The sequence below is a fragment of the Comamonas sp. 26 genome, assembly GCF_002754475.1.
Classification (GTDB): Bacteria; Pseudomonadota; Gammaproteobacteria; order Burkholderiales; family Burkholderiaceae_C; genus Comamonas.
Genome location: NZ_PEFL01000001.1, coordinates 1030884 through 1049867 on the forward strand (window position 1 = coordinate 1030884; position 18984 = coordinate 1049867).

Sequence of the window (18984 nt, forward strand, 5' to 3'; positions counted from 1 at the left end):
ATTGAAAAAGGCCGCTTGATGCGGCCTTTTTGCTAGGTACATGCTCAGGCGACGAGTCGCTGACCATGCTCTACCTGCCATGCGGCAATGCCTCGCACCACATCGCCTACTACGATGATGCTGGGGCTGCCCAGTTTTTCATCGGCAATGCACTGCGGTAAATCTTTCAAAAAAGTGAGCGCGTGGCGCTGATGGGGCAAGCTTGCGTGCTGGATGATTGCCACAGGAGTGCTGCCGGGCAAGCCACTCATCAGCTCGTCGCTGATGCGTTCCACGCTGCTCACTCCCATGTAGATCACCAGCGTCAGCTTGGCTGCATGGGCGGTGGCGGCAATCTGGCGCCAGTCGGGGCCGCTGTCGCCGGGCTTGGCGTGACCGGTCATGAAGAGAACGCCGTGGGCGCGGTCACGGTGGGTCAGCGGGGCGCCCAGGCTGCTCAGCCCGGCAAGGCCGGAGGTGATGCCGTTGATAACCTCTACCGCAATGCCTGCCTCGCGCAGGTGCTCGACTTCTTCGCCGCCGCGGCCAAAGATAAAGGGGTCGCCACCCTTGAGGCGCACCACGCGTTCGCCCTCATTCACGGCGGCAATCATCAGCTTCTCAATAAAGGCCTGGGGCGTGCTCTTGCAGCCGCCGCGCTTGCCGACATAAACGACACGTGCCTCGGGGCTGGCGTGGGCCATGATGGCATCGCTGACCAGATCATCGACGAACAGCACGCTGGCTGCAGCAATGGCTTTGGCCGCCTTGATGGTCAGCAGGTCCGGGTCGCCAGGGCCCGCGCCCACCAATGTGCAAGAGCCGTGAGAGAGTGTCGTGGGAATGTGGGCGGACATGTGGGTGCTTTCAGTCGGGGCTGCGGTTAAAGGCTTGCAGTGAAGCGCGGCCTTGCGCATTGTTGTTTTGCATGGCGTGGTGCAGCGCCATAATTTGTTCGACCTGTTGCGCAATGGGCGCGGGTACAGGGCGCTGGCCGCTCAGCATTTCTTCAGTCAGCTGAGCGGTTTGCTGGGCATTTAAATCTTGCTCTGGCGGGGTGTTATCCGCACCCAATATGAGCTGGCTGCTATGAATGGCAGAGCGCTCAAAACAAATCTCACCGGCTATCACGCCCATGCTGGCAGGCTCGCGGTGCGGGGCAGCTACGGCTTCGCCCTCGGTGCCGCGCACCAGCAGGGCGCTGGTGTTGCGCAGGGCCAATGTCTCGGCCATGGGCAGGGCATAGGCCGGGTGGGTGTAACTGGCGAGCACCAGACCGGAGCGCGCCGTATCAGTCCCATGAATGGGGTCCAGCAGCTTGACGATGCTGTGTGCCGGGTTGCGCAGGCCCATCTGACGGCGAATTTGCAGCAGCCGCGCAAGCGGTGCCAGCAGGTGGCGGGTCTGCATCCAGACCTTGTCTCCGGCCTCAAGCACGGTGGGGCGGTCAACACTTGTCCAGCCCAGCTGCTGCCACACCTCGTTCGTGCCAAGGCGTTTGTCGTCGGTATCGCAGCCGTGCACCAGCACGGGCAGGCCTTTTTTTGTGAGCAGGCCGGCCAGCAGCGGCGTGAGATTGGCCAGCTTGCGCGAGCCGTTGTAGCTGGGGATGACAACCACGGGCTGGGCCGTGGCCGACTGCGGCCATGCGGGCAGGCGCTGCTGGGTGGCATCAAGAAAGCCGGCCAGTTCTTCGGTGCTCTCGCCCTTGAAGCGCATGGCAATGCAAAAGCCGCCCAGCTCCAGATCGCTGACTTGGCCGTCCAGTACCTGGCCCATCAAATCACAGGCTTGCGCGCGCGTAAGAGAACGCGCACCCTTGGTGCCGCGACCGATTTCCTTGATGTAATGGCTGATGCTCATGATTCATGTAATTGTCGCCATAAAAAACATGCTCCATCAGACCATTTGGTTATATCTAAATCAGAAGGAGCGGCTGACCGTATGCCCGCTCACGCATTCATAACTGCTATATTTTGATTGAAGTAACATCATTTAAGAGGGTCGCATGTCGATCAAAGCAATTCTGAAACCGACTGTGATGGCTCTGGCACTCGTCACCAGCGGGACACTTTTCGCACAAGGCACACCCATCAATGCAGCGGCGTACGACGCGCTGGTTGCTCAGGGTCCGGTTGCCAGCGCTGCGACCATTGCGTCAAGCACTTGGGCCAGCAAGATCAAGCAGGCCGGCACTTTGCGCCTTGGCAGCACGCAAACCTCGAATCTGTTTTCGCTGCTCAATGAAAAAGACGGCAAGATTCGTGGCTTTGACATGGGTTTGGCTCAGCTCATCACTCGCTACATCCTGGGCGATGGGGCCAAGTACCAGTTCACACAGGTGACTTCGTCCACGCGTGAGCAGGTACTCATCAACAATCAGGTGGACATGGTGTTCGCCACCTACTCCATCACCCCCGCCCGCGCTGAAAAAATCTCGTTCGCAGGCCCTTACTACGACTCCCAGACGGGGGTGCTGGTCAAGGCGAACAACAAGACGATCCAGTCGTACAACGATCTGGCAGGCAAGAAGGTCGCCACGCAGGCCGGCTCCACAGGGCCTGCAATTCTGGCGCAATACGCGAGCAAGGCTGTCGTCCAAGAGTTTCAGACGCATCAGGAGTCGCTTGATGCCATGCGCCAGGGGCGCGTGGATGCCTATGTGACCGATTACACGTTGCTGCTCAATGCCCTGAGCCTTGGTGCCAGCAATGCACGGCTGGCAGGTGCGCCATTTGGTGCGCTGGACCCCTATGGCGTTGGACTGCCCAAGGGCTCTGACGGCGTGGCTTTCATCAATGCCTTCCTGAAAAAGCTGGAAGCCGATGGTACCTGGGCCAAACTCTGGATGGTTTCTATCGGACAACGTACCGGTAGCACGGCGGTTCCGACGCCGCCCGCTCTCCCATAAACGATGGGCGATGTTTACAGGCTGCTGGCCGACCATGGGCCTGCCTTTGGGCAGGCCCTCTTGCTGACATGGAAGCTCACGCTCGTCTCGTTCGTGCCCGGGTTTTTGCTGGGTGTGGCTGTGGCGGTGCTTCGGCTTCTGCCGTTGCCTCCGCTGCGCTTTGTTCTGACCGGCTATGTCGAGATATTTCGCAATATTCCCAGCGTAGCGCTGCTGATCTTCATCGTATTCGCGCTGCCTGATCTCAACATCTTGATTGACTATGAGCCCAGCGTGATCCTGACGCTGACGCTGGTCTGCTCTGCATTCACGGCGGACTATCTGCGCGCGGGCATCAACACCATTCCAGGCAGCCAGGTTGAGGCCGCACTCAGCCTTGGCATGCGGCCGATGCAGATCATCTCTGCTGTGGTCTTGCCGCAGGCAATGCGCGCGGTGGTGCAGCCGATGACCTCGCTGCTCATTGCGCTGATGCTTTCGACCTCGCTGGCGTCGCAGGTGCCATTCCCGGGCCGGGAGCTCACCACGCTTGTGTCCAAAATCGCGAACGATTCTGCTATAGGCATTGCCGCATTTGCAGTGGCTGCGGCCATGTACGTGCTGACGGGGTTGTTGATCGCCTGGGCTGGCGCCACGCTGGAAAAGAAAGTGCGGGTATTGCGATGAGCCGCCCTGTGGAAGGCATTCTGTTTGGGGCTCCAAGCCCACAGGCCAAGCTCACTACCCGGGTGATGAACGTGATCTTGGTCATCGTGCTGCTTTTGCTGGCTGGGGGTGTTGCGCTCCAGTTTCATTCCGCAGGGCAGCTTGAAGCCTCATTCTGGGAATTCTTCGCCTGGTCTACGACCTGGGCTTTCCTCGCCAAAGGTCTGCTCGGTACGCTGGCATCGGCGGCGATGGCTGCCGTTATCGCGCTGACCCTCGGGCTGGTGCTGCTGCTGGGGCGGCTCGCCAGGTCACGGCTTGTGCGCTGGCCAAGCATCGCGGTCATCGAGTTTTTGCGCGGCACACCGACGCTGCTGCTCATTTATGTGTGTTTCCTGGTGCTTCCGTCTGTCGGGCTGAAGCTGAGCACCTATTGGATGCTGACCTTGCCCATTGGCCTGAGTACCGCGGCCGTAGTGGCCGAGGTGTACCGTGCAGGCGTGCTCGCCGTCCCCCGTGGTCAGACCGATGCCGGACGAAGTCTTGGGCTCACAGAAGCCGAGGTTTTTTTCTTCGTCGTGTTCCCTCAGGCCCTCCGATACATTGTTCCAGCATTGGTCGCGCAACTGGTCATTGTGGTCAAGGACACCACCTTCGGCTACGTTGTCACCTATGGTGAACTCATGCAGAACGCCAAGGTGCTCATTGCCAACTACAACTCTCTGGTGCCTGTGTACCTGGTTGTGGCGGCGCTTTACTGTCTTGTTAACTACGCGATATCAAGGGCAAGCAAACGCCTCGGTCGACCCAAATATTGAGCGTTATCAGGCATGGCAGCGCATGCATGGCGTCGCTTGATATTTATCTTTCGTGCGCCATCAGCTTTCATTGGTCTATGCCTTCTTAGGCTTTCATGAGGCGGTGGCTTGGCGTCTGGTTTGCTCGGCATGGCCCATGGTGTTTTTGAGGCATTGACAGCCGCTGAACATTGATGACAATTTTTGGTCACGCTACACGCTTACGATGAGCGCTGTTTTTTCAGGAGCAATCGACATGACCGCATCTTTGACCGACGAATTGATGGGCCAACTGCAAGGCGCGCCCATGCAAGGCTTGGCCCAGCAACTGGGCCTGGACTCTGTGCAGACCGAGCAAGCCGTGGGCGTGGCACTGCCCATGCTGTTCGGTGCTCTGGGCCAGAACGCGGCGCAGCCTCAGGGTGCGGCCGATCTGTTTGGTGCGTTGCAGCGTGATCACACCAGCGCCAATGGTGCGATGGACCTGGGTGGTCTGCTGGGCGGTTTGCTCGGTGGCGCAGGCGGTGGTGCGGGCGCGGCTGGTGGTCTGGGCGGTCTGCTTGGCGGCTTGCTAGGAGGTGCCGGTGGTGGTGCTGGCGCAGGTGGCTCGATTCTGGGCAATATCTTCGGCGGCCAGCAGCAGCAGGCTGAGTCCCAGCTGGGCCAAGCTACCGGCCTGGGCGGAAACTCGGGTCAACTGCTGGCCCTGCTGGCTCCGCTGGTCATGTCCTTTCTGGCCAGCCGCGTGCAGTCGCAGGGCATGGGCGCTAATGATCTGGGCAATGCTCTGGGTCAGGAGCGCAGCCAGATTCAGTCGCAAGGCGGCATTCTGGGCAGCCTGCTTGACCAGAATGGTGACGGCAAGCTGGATGTGGGCGATCTGTTCAAGCTGGGCGGCAGCCTGCTGGGTGGCCGTCGTTAAGCGCTCAGCCGCATTGCACAAAAAAGGCAGCTTAGGCTGCCTTTTTTTATGCGGGCATCGCCTGATTGCCGCAATGCAGCAAGGCTTTCACACTGGTTGTGTTCTCATGCGTTGTGCATGACTGCCTATTCTGAAAGGAGAATCAGATGACGACCGTAGCTGAAATTCTGCGTGCCAAGGGCAACAGCACCATTCACAGCGTTTCTCCCTCCGACACCATGCTGACTGCGTTGCAGCTCATGGCCGATAAAAGCATTGGCGCGTTGCTGGTGCTGGAAGGTGGCGAGATCGCAGGCATCGTGACCGAGCGTGATTACGCCCGCAAGATCGCGCTGCAGGGCCGCAGCTCTGCCAGCACCCGGGTGGATGAGGTCATGACGCGCAAGGTGCACTGCGTGCTGCCGCGCCAGACCAGCGAAGAGTGCATGGCGCTGATGACCAGCAACCGCATGCGCCACCTGCCCGTGATCAACGAGTCCCGCACGCTGCAGGGGCTGATCTCCATTGGCGACATCGTCAAGGAAATCATCTCGGCGCAGCAGTTCACCATCGATCAGCTGGAACACTATATTTCCGGCTCACCGCACGTCAAATAAGCGCGAGCAGCTATCGTTTGAATAGTGAAGGCGGACAGGGCTAATGTCCGCCTTTCCTGCATCTGGAGGGCGCAAGTTCTACACTTGCGGCCATGAGTTTGCTGATCCTGGGAATCGAATCTTCTTGTGATGAAACCGGTGTGGCCCTGGTGCGCACATCCGACGGCCAAGGTGTGCCCACCTTGCTGAGCCATGCGTTGCACAGCCAGATTGAAATGCACCGCGCCTATGGCGGCGTGGTGCCCGAGCTGGCCAGCCGCGACCATATTCGCCGTGTGCTGCCTCTGACCGAGAAAGTGCTGGCCGACGCAGGCGTGGAGCTGGATAACGTGGATGTCGTCGCCTTTACGCGCGGCCCCGGCTTGGCTGGCGCTCTGCTGGTGGGCTCTGGCGCAGCCTGTGCCATGGCGGCGGCGCTTGATAAGCCTGTGCTGGGCGTACATCACCTTGAAGGGCATTTGCTCTCGCCTTTTCTGAGCGAAGACCCGCCTGAGTTTCCGTTCATCGCCTTGCTGGTTTCGGGTGGACACACCCAGATCATGCGTGTGGATAGCGTGGGCGAATACGAAATTCTGGGCGAGACCATTGATGACGCGGCGGGTGAGGCTTTTGACAAATCCGCCAAGCTCATGGGTCTGCCTTATCCCGGTGGCCCCGTGCTCTCCAAACTGGCCGAGGCTGGTGACCCCAAGGCCTTCAAGCTGCCACGCCCCTTGCTGCACTCAGGGGATCTGGACTTCTCATTCGCTGGCTTGAAGACCGCTGTGTTGACGCAGGCCAAAAAGCTGGGCGACGAGCTGGAAGAGCGCAAGGCCGATCTGGCCGCCAGCACGCAGGCCGCCATTGTGGAAGTGCTGGTCAAGAAGACCATGGCCGCTCTTAAGCAAACTGGTATGAAGCGCGTGGTCGTGGCCGGTGGCGTGGGTGCCAACAAGCATCTGCGTGAGCAGCTCAACGAAGCCTGCGCCAAGCTCAAGATTCGCGTGCACTATCCCGAGCTGCATCTCTGTACCGACAACGGCGCCATGATTGCCATGGCCGCCGCCATGCGCATACAGGCTGGGCGTGAACAAGCCCAGCATGAATACGCGTTTGATGTGAGGCCGCGCTGGCCGCTGGACTCGCTCAAGTAAGCGATCCAGAGCAGGTCAATAAGAAAGCAGCCTCAAGGCTGCTTTTTCCATAGCTGCTCACGCTTATCCCACAAGCTTTACTGCCAGTTTGGCTACATTCTGTCCCTGGTAGCGGGCAATGCTCAGCTCGTCGGGGTGAGGCTGGCGTGATCCGTCGGCCCCTGCAATCGTCGAGGCACCGTAAGGCGAGTTGCCACCCTTGACGGCACTCAGATTGGTCTGTTCGGGCAACGGGTAGCCCAGCGGCACAATGATCATGCCGTGATGCGCCAGAGTTGCCCAGGTGGTGGTGGCCGTCATTTCCTGGCCGCCGCCGGTGCCGGTTGAGGTAAAAACGCTGCCGAGTTTGTTGATCAGCGCGCCCTTGACCCACAGTCCGCCGGTCTGATCGAAGAAGGCTCGCATCTGGCCCGGCATATTGCCAAAGCGCGTGGGCACACCAAACAAAATGGCGTCGTAATCGGCCAGCTCGGCCGGGCTGGCGACTTCTGCAGCCTGATTGGCCTTGCCGCCCGCATTTTTGAAGGCTTCTTCGGGCATGGTCTCGGGAACACGCTTGATGGTGACCTCAGCTCCGCTAACGCTGCGCGCCCCTTCTGCCACGGCCTGGGCCATGGTTTCGATGTGACCGTACATGGAGTAGTAGAGAACAAGCACTTTTGCCATGGTGTGAATTCCTCAGGAAGGGGTGAAAGATGACGCGCACAACTGGTGCACAAAGGAGACTGCACAGTGTAGAAAACTGATGTGACCGTGTGGCCTGTGTTGTCAGCTTGCGCTTGTAGGCCAGGATGCCGAATCAGGTCCTTCCCGTTCCCAGGCTGCGAGGATTTCTGAGCAGGCATTGAAAAAGCCCGCAGTGCTTGCGCATTGCGGGCTTTTTGCTTTCCGGTCAGCCTCTGCTAAGAGAAGATGGAAGAAAGGATGAGGCTGACTGGTCGGCGGTAAACAGCGCTTACTCGATGCTCAAGTTCACAGCCTTGGACTGTGGTTCAAGCTTGGCCAGAGCCAGCGTCAGCACGCCATGCTCCAGTTTGGCCTTGCTGTTGGCAGCATCGACTTCATGGTCCAGCTCCCAGGTGTATCGGACCTGGCGGGGCGCACCTTCCACGCTTTCGAGCTTGACCAGCGCACCTTCGATCGAGAGCTTGAGCTGCTCGCGTGCCAGGCCTGGAACATCGAGCGTCAAGGTCGTGAACTTTTCATCGCGGCTGACTTGAACCTGGCGTTGCACGGGGCTTGCGGCTCCCAGGCTGTCTTGCAGAAAACGCTGCAGGGCCAGGTCGGCGGCGCGAGGGGATACAAAGGTATTACGGCTCATTACAGGGGCGAAGAACATGGTGTTTAACTCCTTTAAACTGCGCGGCTTGCGTTGTTGCCGCTTGATTCACAGGTAGGTCGTAACAAGCGCATTTCAAGAGGTTTTTTTGATGAATAAATTGCGTCGTGATGTCTTGAAATATCTGCAGTTGCCACTACTATGCGCGCCGTTAGGGGCAGTGGGTGCTGCTTTTGCCGCTTCTCAAAAGCAGGCGTTGCCGCCCATCAAGCTGGCGCTGGTGGAGAGTCTTTCTGGCCCGTTTGCGAATACGGGAGAAGCCGTGTTTCGCAACCTGCTGTGGGCGACCGAGCGCGTGAATGCGCGCGGCGGCGTGCGCCTGCCGGATGGCAATCACACACTGGTGATTGAACGCTTTGACAGCAAGGGCCAGAACGAGGAAGCGCTGTCGGCCCTGCGCGCAGCCATAGACAACGGTGCGCGCATCATCATGCAGGGCAATTCATCGGCCACTGCGGCGGCGCTGCTTGATGCGATTGAAAAGCACAACAGCCGTGACCCGTCGCGCCGTGTGCTGTATCTGAACTATTCGGCGGTAGACCCGGCGCTGACCAATGAGCGCTGCAGCTTCTGGCATTTCCGCTTTGATGCCCATGCCGACATGCGCATGGCGGCGCTGATGGAGGTCATCAAGGACGATAAGGTGGTGCACAGCGCCTATCTGATCGGACAGGACTACAGCTTTGGTCAGGCCGTGCTGCGCGAGGCCAGACGCCAGCTGGCGGCGCAGCGGCCCGATGTGCGTATCGTGGGCGATGAGCTGCACCCTGTGGGGCGGGTCAAAGACTTTGCGCCCTATGCCGTCAAGATCAAGCAAAGCGGTGCGCAGGCCGTGATTACGGGTAACTGGGGCAATGACTTGATGCTGCTGGTCAAGGCGGCCCGAGAGGCGGGCTACGAAGGGCGCTTTTATACCTTCTACGGCAATGCGCTGGGCGCACCGGCGGCGCTGGGCGATGCGGGCGTGGGCAAGGTGCTGGCTGTGGCGGACTGGCTGCCCAATGTGCCAACGGCCCAGAGCCGGGCGTTTTACCAGTCCTTCCGTCAGCGCTTTCCGGATCCGCGAGACGACTATGTGCACATGCGCATGCAGCTGATGATCGAGGCGCTGGCCCAGAGTCTGGAAAAAGCCGGCAGCACCGACACTGTGGCCGTGGCCCGCGCCATGGAGCAGGCCCAGGTGCAGCTCGCGGGCCGCTCAGGCAGCATGCGAGCGGCAGACCACCAGTTTCAGCAATCGCTGGTGGTGGGCATGATGGAAAGGCAGGGCAGCGCTGGCGTGGACTTTGATGTCGAAGGCTCGGGCTACGGCTTCAATGTGGTGCGCGAGATTGCGCCCGCCAAGGCCGAGATGCCCAGTCAGTGCCAGATGAAGCGGTTTTGAAAACGCTTGAAAACTATCAAATCAATAGCTGCTAGCGCTTATAAATTAAGCGCTAGCAGCCTGATTTTATTTAATTTTTGGCAGTCTGATTGCTGAGATAGGCCTCATGCACTTCGCGGCCCAGCTCGATCACGGACAGCGCATAGAACGCCGACCAGTTGTAGCGCGTGATGGCGTAGAAGTTCTCCGTGCCCGCAATGTATTCGGTGGGGCCCGAGCTGCCGTTTTTCAGCTCGATCAGCGCGAGAGGGCGCTCATAGCTTTCAGCGCCCAGCACGCGCACATTGCGCTCGGCCATTTGCGTGGCGGTGAAGGTCGGGTTGATGTCGGGGGCCAGCAGGGTGGCGAGGTTCTCGCCCTGAGCGCGCATGTCTACGGTGAAGGCCGTGGGCAGGCCGGGCTTCCAGCCGTGGCCGATGAAGTAGTTGGCCACGGAGCCAATCGCGTCGGTCGCGCTGTTGAACAGGTCGATGCGGCCATCGCCATCAAAATCGACGGCATATTTGTCCCAGCTGCTGGGCATGAACTGGCCCAGACCCATGGCCCCGGCGTAGCTGCCGCGCAGTGCAAACGGGTCAGAGCCTGTGCGGTTGGCGGTGACCAGAACCTGCTCCAGCTCGCCGCGGAAGTAATCGGTGCGGGCCTGTGCGCGCGGGTGAGATTGCGGGAAGTCCAGCGTCAGTGTGGCCAGCGCATCCATCACGCGGAAGTTGCCCATGTTGCGGCCGTAAATGGTTTCTACACCGATGATGCCGACGATGATTTCGGCGGGCACGCCAAACTGCTGCTCAGCACGCGCGAGCGCCTGGCGGTTGGCCTGCCAGAACTGCACGCCAGCGCGAATGCGCACGGGGTCGATGAAGCGGCTGCGGTACACCGTCCAGTTCTTCACAAAGGTCTTGCCAGCGGGTGTCATCAGGCGTGTGACCACGGGCAGGTTGCGCGCTTCGCTCAGCTGCGCACGCACCCAGTCGGCGGGCAGGTCGCGGCGGCTGGCAATGTCAGCGGCCAGTTGCATGGCGTCATCACGGCTGGCATAGGCCACGGAGGCTGCCGCTACGGCAGCAATCGGTGCGGCTTTCTTGAGCGTCTTTTTTGCAGGTGCGGCCATGGCGCTGGCCGTCAGCAGGCACAAGGCCAAAGCGCTCAGTGTTTTTGCGTTGAAGCGCTTGCTGCTCATTGGGTTGATGCTCATGTTTTTAGTTCTTCGGAGTTCTTCGGAATAGTAGGCCAACTCTGGCGTTTGATGGTTTGCCAGCGCTGGCGCAATGTTTTGAGGGTGGTCTCGTCAGATTGGGACGGCGCTGCATAGCGTAGCCGCTCCATGTCTAGTAGCCAGTCAGATAAGGTCGCTGCCAGAGGAGAATTTGCGCTCCACTGCTTCTGCACGCGGCATGCCAGGCTGCGGGCAGAGTCGCTGGCGTTGCTTTGAATGCCTGCGCGCTGCAGGCGCTGCTGCGCCGTGTGCATCAGCTGGCTCCAGCCGTCGCGCTGGGGGCGCGTGAAGCGAGCCCAGACCAGCCACAGCAGCGCAAGGGCGCTGAGACTGCCGGCCAGCAGGCGCAGCAGATCGGTCCAGCTGGGTGATTCAAAGCCCAGGTTTTGCAGCAGATTGAGCTGGCGGCTTTGCGTGTAGTTGATGACCCACTGGTTCCAGCGGCCATTCACGGCTTCCCATAAGGCGCGCAGCTTTTCCAGCGTGCCGCTATCGACAAAATTGCCCATGGCGCTGGCAAGCGCGCCACGCGGTGCGCTCAGTCGCTGAAACTGGCCGACGCGGCCGGGTGACACAGCGCCGGTGGGGTCCACGCGGCTCCAGCCCTGGCCGGCAATCCAGACCTCGGTCCATGCGTGGGCGTCACTGTTGCGCACGGTCCAGTAGTTGTCCACGCTGTTGCGGTCACCGCCCTGATAACCGGTGACGATGCGTGCAGGCACGCCCATGCCGCGCATTAGCACGGCAAAGGCCGAGGCAATGTGCTCGCAAAAGCCTTGCTTGCTGTCAAACCAGAAGTCGTCGGCGGTATGCACGCTGTCCACCACGCCGGGCTCCAGTGTGTAGGTGTAGCCACCGGTTTTCAGGCGTTGCAGCGCTGTGGCAATCAGCGTGCCGGTGTCTGCATCGGCACCCAACTGGGCACGCAGTTGCTCACCCAGCGTCTGTGTGCGCGGGTTGCTGCCTGGCGGCAGTTGCAGGTAGCGCTGCAGCTCTGGCGTGGCCTGTAGCGGGCCGTAGCTGAAGTCGAGATAGCTTTGCGCATCTACGCGCAGCACATCGGTGATGGGGCGCCAGGTCAGCCACTGCAGGCTGGATGTCATGCGCGTGCGGCCTATGGAGGCACCGGGCGGTGTCTGCGGCTCGGTCTTGACGGCGTCCAGCAGCGTCAGCCAGCGGCGCTTGCTGGGCTCGATCAGCATCTGGTAGCGAATGGGCTCGCCGCGCACGCGCAGCTGCGGCGCGGTCATGGCTTCTGCCATGGTGTCGGCCTGCCAGTTGCGGCCATCAAACTGGCTGAGTACAGGGCCACGGAAGTACAGAGTGTTGCCCGGCGGCTCCTTTTCGCCCGGTGTCTCGAAGCGAATGCGCAGCGCCACGCTGTCGTCCATGGCCAGCGATGCGACCTCGCCCACGCGCATATTCTCAGACAAACCCGAGCGACCCGCCATATCGTCAGAGGGCACACCCCACAGCGGCGCCATGCGCGGAAAGAACAGAAACAGCGCGACCATGACCGGCGCACCCCAGAGCGCCAGCCAGCCAGCCGTGCGCAGCGCCTGCATTAAAGGCGGTTTGCCCGCCGTCATGTGCGCGTTAACCAGTGCGGTGAGCAGCCCCATCAGGCCCAGCACCATGGCGACGGCGATGGGCAGAGACTGTGAATAGAAGAAGTTGCTGAGCAGTACAAAAAAGCCCAGAAAGAAAACCACCATGGCGTCGCGCCGCGCGCGCAGCTCCAGGGTTTTGAGTGCCAGCAGCATGACGACCAGCGTCACGCCTGCATCGCGGCCCACAATGGTTTTGTGCGTGGCCCAGGTGGCTCCAATCGCAAGGGCTAGCGCGCCTGCCAGCACCCAGCGGCTCGGCAGCGCCGCGCCGGTCAGAGCCAGGCGTGCGCGCCACAGCAGCAGGGCTGCAGCGAAGGCGCTGGTCCACCAAGGCATTTGCTGAATTTGCGGCAGCAAAATCCATGCGATGACGGCCAGCAAAAACAAAGTGTCCCGCGCATCGCGGGGCAGGGCTGAGAGTTGCTGGAGCCAGTGGTTGTTTGCAGACTGGTTGAGGGTTTTAAAACGAGTCATGGGCAAGCCGCCAATGCTTCAAGGCAGCGCGTGGTGTGTTGCGCACCGCTTCCGGGGGCAATTTCTTTGCCGCCGGACAGGCGCAGGCCCCAGGTGCGGCCTTGCTGCTCTGCCATGAGCACCCATGCGGTCAGGCGCGACAGGCGGGCTTCGTGGTCAGAAAGGCCGGTCTGGCGAATGTCTAGCCAAAGCCGGTGGTGGTGGGCAAACGGCCGGTCGCGGCTGACCAGTTGGTGGCTGCCTGCAGCAAAAGACTGGGCGGCTTTCTTCCACACCACCAGCTTGAGCGGATCGCCTGTCTGATAGGCCCGCACGCCATCAAATTCTTCGCCGCTGCGCACTTGCGCGCTGCTGCGGCCTCCGGCTTCAGGGCTGGCGGGCGGCAGAGGGGGGGCATTCGCTTCAGGGTCGGGATAGACCCAGATCGGTGTTTTTGGCCGCCACAGTGCCCAGACGCGAAAGGCACCCAGCGGGTAGCGCGTGAGTATGGAGACAGGGGGTAAATCATGCAGGCCGCGCTGCTGGGGCACAAAGCTCAGTTGCACGTCGGTGCTGCCAAGTTCAGGCACATCAACCCAGCTCCAAGCGTCGGAATGATCAGCGTTTTGCCGCGCCTGATGCAGTGCCAGCCCTATGCCCCAGCGGCGCGTGCGGCGGCTGTTGTGCAGCTTGAAATGCAGGGGGCAAGGAGCGTGGGCAAAGCAGCCGCCATGGCCACGGGGTGAGATTGCTGTTTGCAGACTGAGTTGCAGACCGCGCAGATTGCCGTGGCCCACCACCATGCTGGCGGCGGCACTGCCAGCCAGCAAGAAGGTGAGCAGATAGCCAAGGTTGAGCTGGTAGTTAATGGCCGCAACCAGCAGCACGATCAGCGTAGCCAGCATGGCCCAGCCTGCCTTTGAAGGCAGGATGTAGACATTGCTCTGTGTCAGCGTCAGCTGGTCGGAGCGTGGCAGACGTGCAAACATCCATTCGCGGAATTTGGCGCGTGGAGACAGGCTCTGAAAGATGTTTGATGTTTTTGGCTTCTCGCCCTTTGGGATGGGGCGCTTCATGCTATAAAATTCATGAGCAAGTGCATCGTCATCATCAAGACAGCGGAACGGCCTGCATCATGGCGCGCACCTGCTCCACCGCGCCCCGGCCAGCATGGCCTACTGGCACCAGCCGGTGGGCAATCACCTGCGGCAAGATGGCTTGCACATCATCAGGCGCCACATAGTCGCGGCCTTCCATCAAGGCGATGGTTTTGGCGGCGCGCAGTAGCGCAATGCCTGCGCGTGGCGATAGGCCTTGTGCAAACCATTGACCGTTGCGCGTGGCGGCAATCAGGTCTTGCACATAGTTCAGCAGCGCATCGCTGACATGCACAGCCAATGCGGCCGTTTGCAGTCGCTGCAACTGCTCTTGAGTGATGACGGGCTGCAGCGCATCAGCGGCAGAGCGGCGACCGTTACCCGTCAGCAGTTTGCGCTCGGCGTCGCGTGAGGGGTAGCCCAGACTGATGCGCATAAGGAAGCGGTCCAGCTGGCTTTCAGGCAAGGGGAAGGTGCCCAGTTGATCCAGCGGGTTTTGCGTCGCAATCACAAAAAACGGTGCGGGCAGGCTGTGGGTCTTGCCCTCGGTGGTGACCTGGCGCTCTTCCATGGCTTCAAGCAGTGCGCTCTGGGTCTTGGGGCTGGCGCGATTGATTTCGTCGGCTAGCAGCACTTGTGCAAACACCGGGCCGCGGTGGAAGACAAAAGCCTCTCGTCCACGGTCGTAAATGGAGACGCCGGTAAGGTCGCTGGGCATGAGGTCGGCGGTGAACTGCACGCGTGAAAATTGCAGGCCAAAACTGTGCGCCAGAGCGTGGGCCAGCGTGGTTTTCCCGACGCCGGGAACGTCTTCAATCAGCAAGTGACCGCCCGCCAGCAGGCATGCCACGCCTTCTCTGACCTGATCCGGTTTACCCTCCATCACCGTGTTAAGCTGACTCAAAAGCGCATTAATTGTGTTCTGTGCATGCATGACAGAAACATATCCTAAATAAGCGATAGCGGAGACATGACTGTGGGCAAGACAGGTTATTTCACCCATCGGGACTGCTGGTTGCACGAGATGGGTCCAGGCCATCCTGAATGCCCTGCGCGGCTTGACGCGATAGAAGACCGATTACTCATCACCGGTGTAGGCGACGCGCTGGCGCGCTACGAGGCACCTCTGGCCTCTCTGGCCGAGGTGGAACTGGCGCATGACCCCATGCACATCGCCGCCCTGCAGGGCTTGACCGACAGGCTGGAGCAGGAGCTGGCCGCAGGAGGGCCTGAGTACCGCCAGCTCGATACCGACACCTCCATCAATCGCTACACCTTCAAGGCTGCGCTGCGCTCTGCGGGTGCGACGCTGGCGGCGACCGATGCGGTGATTGCGGGCGATCTGGAAAATGCTTTTTGTTCCGTACGCCCGCCGGGTCACCATGCCACACGCAACCAGGCCATGGGCTTTTGTTTTTTCAACAACGTGGCCGTGGGCGTGAAGTACGCGCTGGATCGCCATCACCTCAAACGCGTGGCAGTGATTGACTTTGATGTGCACCACGGCAACGGCACCGAAGACATTCTGGCGGGCGATGACCGCGTGCTGATGTGCGGCATCTTTCAGCATCCGTTCTACCCGTTCAGCGGCGACAAGGAACCGGCCGCCAATATGCTGAACGTGCCCGTGGCGGCCTATACCAAGGGCATGGATATCCGCGAGATCGTCGAGATGATGTGGATTCCGCGCCTTGAAGCCTTCAAGCCCGAAATGATCTTCATCAGTGCAGGCTTTGATGCCCACCGCGAAGACGATATGGGCCAACTGGGCATGACGGAAAACGACTTCACCTGGATCACCATGCGCATCAAGGACATTGCCCGGCGCTTTTCCAAGGGACGCATCGTCTCCTGCCTTGAAGGCGGCTATGTGATGGACCCACTGGCGCGCAGTGTGGAAGCGCATCTGCGCGTGCTGGCCGATATCTAGTCTGAATACAGGGTGACAACGATGAGCGATTCGTTAGTGCTGATGACTCAGGATGCGCGCGGCGTGGTGCGCATCACTCTCAACGACCCGCAGCACTTCAATGCGCTGAGCAGCGAAATGCTGACCGAGCTGCAAGCGGCGCTGGATGCGGTTGCCCAAAATGAACAGGCCCGTGTGGTGGTGCTTGCGGCTGAAGGCAAGGCCTTCTGCGCCGGGCATAACCTCAAAGACATGGCAGCACATTCAGAGCTGGCGTACTACCAGCAGCTGTTTGCCCAGTGCAGCCGCATGATGCTATCGATTCAGAAGCTGCCTGTGCCCGTCATTGCGAGGGTGCAAGGTATTGCGACGGCTGCAGGCTGCCAGTTGGTGGCGCAGTGCGATCTGGCGGTGGCCAGCAGCGATGCACGCTTTGCCACCAGCGGCATTCAGTACGGACTGTTCTGCTCCACGCCCAGCGTGCCGCTGGTGCGCAATATACCCATCAAGCAATCCATGGAGATGCTGCTGACCGGCGACTTCATCGATGCGCAAACAGCCATGCACTACGGCTTGCTCAATCGTGTGTCCAGTCCCGATAAGCTGGACGGTGCAGTGGAAGCGGTGGTGGCTGCAATTGTGAGCAAGCCCCGCATCGCCATTCAAATGGGTAAGGAGCTGGTTTATCGTCAGCGTGAAATGGGGCAGGAGCCTGCCTACCAGCTGGCCGGGCAGACCATGGCCATCAACATGATGGATGTGGCTGCGCAGGAGGGGGCTCAGGCGTTTGCGCAAAAGCGCAAGCCGCAGTGGCGATAGTTTGGGGTAGCGAGAGGACCGCGTTTCGCCGCCCGCAGGTGTGCACTTGCATTGCCAAATCACGCAGCCCGTCCGTTTGAACGACGAGCACAGGCTTTGCCAGTGGTACCTTGTGGGCTTGCCGGGTGTTGCCACGAGGCTCATGGCTTGATTTTGACCTAGGTTTTACCCTGGGTTGACCCATCTGAGACCCGTGATTTCACACTGCTTGTGCATAAAATTGAACGGTCGTTCTTTTTTATGCCATGCCGCCAGACAAGGCTGAAGCACAGATACCCGGTCAGATTGACTGAAAACTTGTGTGGAGAGTGTTGCAGTGCCGCATAAAATGAATTCAGTTTACGTAAACGTCAATGCAGTAATCATTAAGGAGCCGCAGCAATGAAGGTATTGGTCCCTGTCAAGCGCGTGGTGGACTACAACGTGAAGGTCCGCGTCAAATCGGACGGCACGGGTGTAGACATCGCCAACGTCAAGATGAGCATGAACCCCTTTGACGAAATCGCCGTCGAAGAAGCCGTGCGCCTCAAAGAAAAAGGCCTGGTGACCGAGGTCATCGTCGTCTCCTGCGGCGTGGCTCAGTGCCAGGAAACTCTGCGCACCGCCATGGCCATCGGTGCTGATCGCGGCATTCTGGTGGAAACCGATGTGGACCTGCAGCCTCTGGCCGTCGCCAAGCTGCTCAAGGCCCTGGTCGACAAGGAGCAGCCCGGTCTCGTGATTCTGGGCAAGCAAGCCATTGATGGCGACAACAACCAGACTGGCCAGATGCTGGCGGCGCTGACCGATCTGCCCCAGGCCACGTTCGCCTCCAAGGTCGAAGTCGCTGGTGACAAGGTCAGCGTCAGCCGTGAAGTGGACGGTGGCCTGGAGACTCTGTCTCTGTCCATCCCCGCCATCATCACCACCGACCTGCGCCTGAACGAGCCCCGCTACGTCACTTTGCCCAACATCATGAAGGCCAAGAAAAAGCAGCTGGATACCTTCAAGCCTGAAGACCTGGGCGTGGACGTTGCTCCCCGCCTCAAGACCCTGAAGGTGGCAGAGCCCGCAAAGCGCGGCGCTGGCGTCAAGGTGGCCGATGTGGCGGCCCTGGTCGACAAGCTCAAGAACGAAGCCAAAGTGATCTAAAGGAAGAACGACAAATGACATCCCTCGTTATTGCTGAACACGACAACGCTTCAATCAAGCCTGCGACCCTGAACACTGTGACGGCTGCCGCTGCCTGCGGCGGTGATGTCCATGTGCTGGTGGCTGGCGAAGGCGCTGCTGCGGCCGCCGCTGCGGCCGCCCAGATCGCTGGTGTCTCCAAGGTCATCCACGCTGACGGCGCAAGCCTCAAAGACGGCCTGGCCGAGAACGTGGCAGCTCAAGTGCTGGCCATTGCCTCCAGCTACAGCCATATCCTGTTCCCCTCGACCGCTGCCGGCAAGAACGTGGCTCCCCGCGTGGCTGCCAAGCTGGACGTGGCCCAGATCAGCGACATCACCAAGGTCGATGCGCCCGACACCTTCGAGCGTCCCATCTACGCTGGCAACGCCATTGCCACCGTGCAGTCCGCTGACGCCGTCAAGGTCATCACCGTACGTACCACCGGCTTTGACGCTGCTGCTGCCACTGGTGGCTCCGCTGCTGTGGAAGCCGTGGCTGCCGTAGCCGACTCTGGCAAGAGCGCCTTTGTGGGCCGCGAAGTGACCAAGAGCGAGCGCCCCGAACTGACCGCCGCCAAGATCATCGTCTCCGGTGGTCGCGCTCTGGGCTCGGCCGAGAAGTTCACCGAAGTCATGTCGCCCCTGGCCGACAAGCTCGGTGCTGCCATCGGCGCTTCGCGCGCAGCCGTCGATGCGGGCTACGCCCCTAACGACCTGCAAGTGGGCCAGACCGGCAAGATTGTGGCGCCTCAGCTGTACATTGCCTGCGGTATCTCGGGTGCCATTCAGCATCTGGCGGGCATGAAGGACTCCAAGGTGATCGTGGCGATCAACAAGGACCCTGAGGCACCGATCTTCTCGGTGGCTGATTACGGTCTGGAAGCAGACCTGTTCACGGCAGTGCCGGAACTGGTCAAGGCGCTGTAATTTGGCGTACATCAAAAGAGGGGCTTGAGGCCCCTCTTTTTCCATGCGCGCTAGCTGCGCCGCACCGAGGTCATCAACAATAATTCCGCAGCAGCA

General features: G+C 60.5%; 19 protein-coding genes. 11 read left to right on the plus strand and 8 right to left on the minus strand.

The window, feature by feature from the left end; genetic code table 11:
* Positions 1-44: 44 nt before the first annotated feature.
* Positions 45-836, minus strand: coding sequence for a uroporphyrinogen-III C-methyltransferase (gene cobA, locus CLU84_RS04725; protein ID WP_099736164.1), 792 nt, complete (start codon positions 834-836; stop codon positions 45-47).
* A 10-nt stretch (positions 837-846) separates the two neighbouring features.
* Positions 847-1842 (minus strand): DNA-binding protein YbiB, encoded by a 996-nt coding sequence (gene ybiB, locus CLU84_RS04730; RefSeq protein ID WP_099736165.1) that lies wholly within the window; start codon positions 1840-1842, stop codon positions 847-849.
* A gap of 145 nt (positions 1843-1987) precedes the next feature.
* On the opposite strand from ybiB, the gene CLU84_RS04735 reads away from it, so the two are divergent.
* From CLU84_RS04735 to tsaD, 6 genes are all read left to right on the plus strand, one after another.
* On the plus strand, positions 1988-2890 hold the full coding sequence (locus CLU84_RS04735; protein ID WP_099736166.1) for a glutamate ABC transporter substrate-binding protein: 903 nt from the start codon (positions 1988-1990) through the stop codon (positions 2888-2890).
* A gap of 3 nt (positions 2891-2893) precedes the next feature.
* Positions 2894-3556 carry an amino acid ABC transporter permease gene (locus CLU84_RS04740; protein ID WP_099736167.1) on the plus strand — a complete coding sequence of 221 codons (663 nt, stop codon included), beginning with the start codon at positions 2894-2896 and terminating at the stop codon, positions 3554-3556.
* Positions 3553-4353 (plus strand): amino acid ABC transporter permease, encoded by an 801-nt coding sequence (locus tag CLU84_RS04745; protein WP_099736168.1) that lies wholly within the window; start codon positions 3553-3555, stop codon positions 4351-4353. Before CLU84_RS04740 ends, CLU84_RS04745 begins: the two co-directional genes overlap by 4 nt.
* Before the next feature lie 229 nt (positions 4354-4582).
* Positions 4583-5254, plus strand: a complete 672-nt coding sequence (locus CLU84_RS04750; RefSeq protein WP_099737864.1) for a DUF937 domain-containing protein — start codon at positions 4583-4585, stop codon at positions 5252-5254.
* 146 nt (positions 5255-5400) lie between these two features.
* Positions 5401-5850: a CBS domain-containing protein gene (locus tag CLU84_RS04755; RefSeq protein WP_099736169.1), complete on the plus strand. Its 450-nt coding sequence runs from the start codon at positions 5401-5403 to the stop codon at positions 5848-5850.
* A 92-nt stretch (positions 5851-5942) separates the two neighbouring features.
* Positions 5943-6983, plus strand: coding sequence for a tRNA (adenosine(37)-N6)-threonylcarbamoyltransferase complex transferase subunit TsaD (gene tsaD / locus CLU84_RS04760; protein WP_099736170.1), 1041 nt, complete (start codon positions 5943-5945; stop codon positions 6981-6983).
* 63 nt (positions 6984-7046) lie between these two features.
* Here tsaD and wrbA read toward each other — a convergent pair whose 3' ends face one another.
* Both wrbA and CLU84_RS04770 read right to left on the minus strand, forming a co-directional pair.
* Complete coding sequence (gene wrbA / locus CLU84_RS04765) at positions 7047-7649, minus strand: NAD(P)H:quinone oxidoreductase (protein ID WP_099736171.1); 603 nt, start codon at positions 7647-7649, stop codon at positions 7047-7049.
* 289 nt (positions 7650-7938) lie between these two features.
* Positions 7939-8322 (minus strand): Hsp20/alpha crystallin family protein, encoded by a 384-nt coding sequence (locus CLU84_RS04770; protein WP_099736172.1) that lies wholly within the window; start codon positions 8320-8322, stop codon positions 7939-7941.
* 91 nt (positions 8323-8413) lie between these two features.
* Between CLU84_RS04770 and CLU84_RS04775 the strand changes: the two genes are divergently transcribed.
* The gene (locus tag CLU84_RS04775) at positions 8414-9706 is read left to right on the plus strand and encodes a branched-chain amino acid ABC transporter substrate-binding protein (protein WP_099736173.1); all 1293 of its coding nucleotides are present in this window, start codon (positions 8414-8416) and stop codon (positions 9704-9706) included.
* 70 nt (positions 9707-9776) lie between these two features.
* Here the strand turns inward: CLU84_RS04775 and mltB are convergent, their stop codons facing one another.
* From mltB to CLU84_RS04795, 4 genes are read right to left on the minus strand one after another with little or no spacing between them, the layout of a single operon-like run.
* Positions 9777-10901 (minus strand): lytic murein transglycosylase B, encoded by a 1125-nt coding sequence (mltB, locus tag CLU84_RS04780; protein ID WP_099736174.1) that lies wholly within the window; start codon positions 10899-10901, stop codon positions 9777-9779.
* The gene (locus CLU84_RS04785) at positions 10898-13006 is read right to left on the minus strand and encodes a DUF3488 and transglutaminase-like domain-containing protein (protein WP_099736175.1); all 2109 of its coding nucleotides are present in this window, start codon (positions 13004-13006) and stop codon (positions 10898-10900) included. The genes mltB and CLU84_RS04785 overlap by 4 nt, the downstream gene beginning before the upstream one ends.
* Positions 13003-14061 carry a DUF58 domain-containing protein gene (locus CLU84_RS04790; RefSeq protein ID WP_099736176.1) on the minus strand — a complete coding sequence of 353 codons (1059 nt, stop codon included), beginning with the start codon at positions 14059-14061 and terminating at the stop codon, positions 13003-13005. The genes CLU84_RS04785 and CLU84_RS04790 overlap by 4 nt, the downstream gene beginning before the upstream one ends.
* Before the next feature lie 34 nt (positions 14062-14095).
* Positions 14096-15016 (minus strand): MoxR family ATPase, encoded by a 921-nt coding sequence (locus CLU84_RS04795; protein WP_099736177.1) that lies wholly within the window; start codon positions 15014-15016, stop codon positions 14096-14098.
* 36 nt (positions 15017-15052) lie between these two features.
* Between CLU84_RS04795 and CLU84_RS04800 the strand changes: the two genes are divergently transcribed.
* From CLU84_RS04800 to CLU84_RS04815, 4 genes are all read left to right on the plus strand, one after another.
* Positions 15053-16012: a histone deacetylase family protein gene (locus CLU84_RS04800; RefSeq protein WP_099736178.1), complete on the plus strand. Its 960-nt coding sequence runs from the start codon at positions 15053-15055 to the stop codon at positions 16010-16012.
* Between the two features lie 21 nt (positions 16013-16033).
* Positions 16034-16810, plus strand: coding sequence for an enoyl-CoA hydratase (locus CLU84_RS04805; RefSeq protein WP_099736179.1), 777 nt, complete (start codon positions 16034-16036; stop codon positions 16808-16810).
* A 381-nt stretch (positions 16811-17191) separates the two neighbouring features.
* Positions 17192-17941: an electron transfer flavoprotein subunit beta/FixA family protein gene (locus CLU84_RS04810; protein WP_099736180.1), complete on the plus strand. Its 750-nt coding sequence runs from the start codon at positions 17192-17194 to the stop codon at positions 17939-17941.
* 14 nt (positions 17942-17955) lie between these two features.
* Positions 17956-18888, plus strand: coding sequence for an electron transfer flavoprotein subunit alpha/FixB family protein (locus CLU84_RS04815; protein WP_099736181.1), 933 nt, complete (start codon positions 17956-17958; stop codon positions 18886-18888).
* Positions 18889-18984 lie beyond the last annotated feature (96 nt).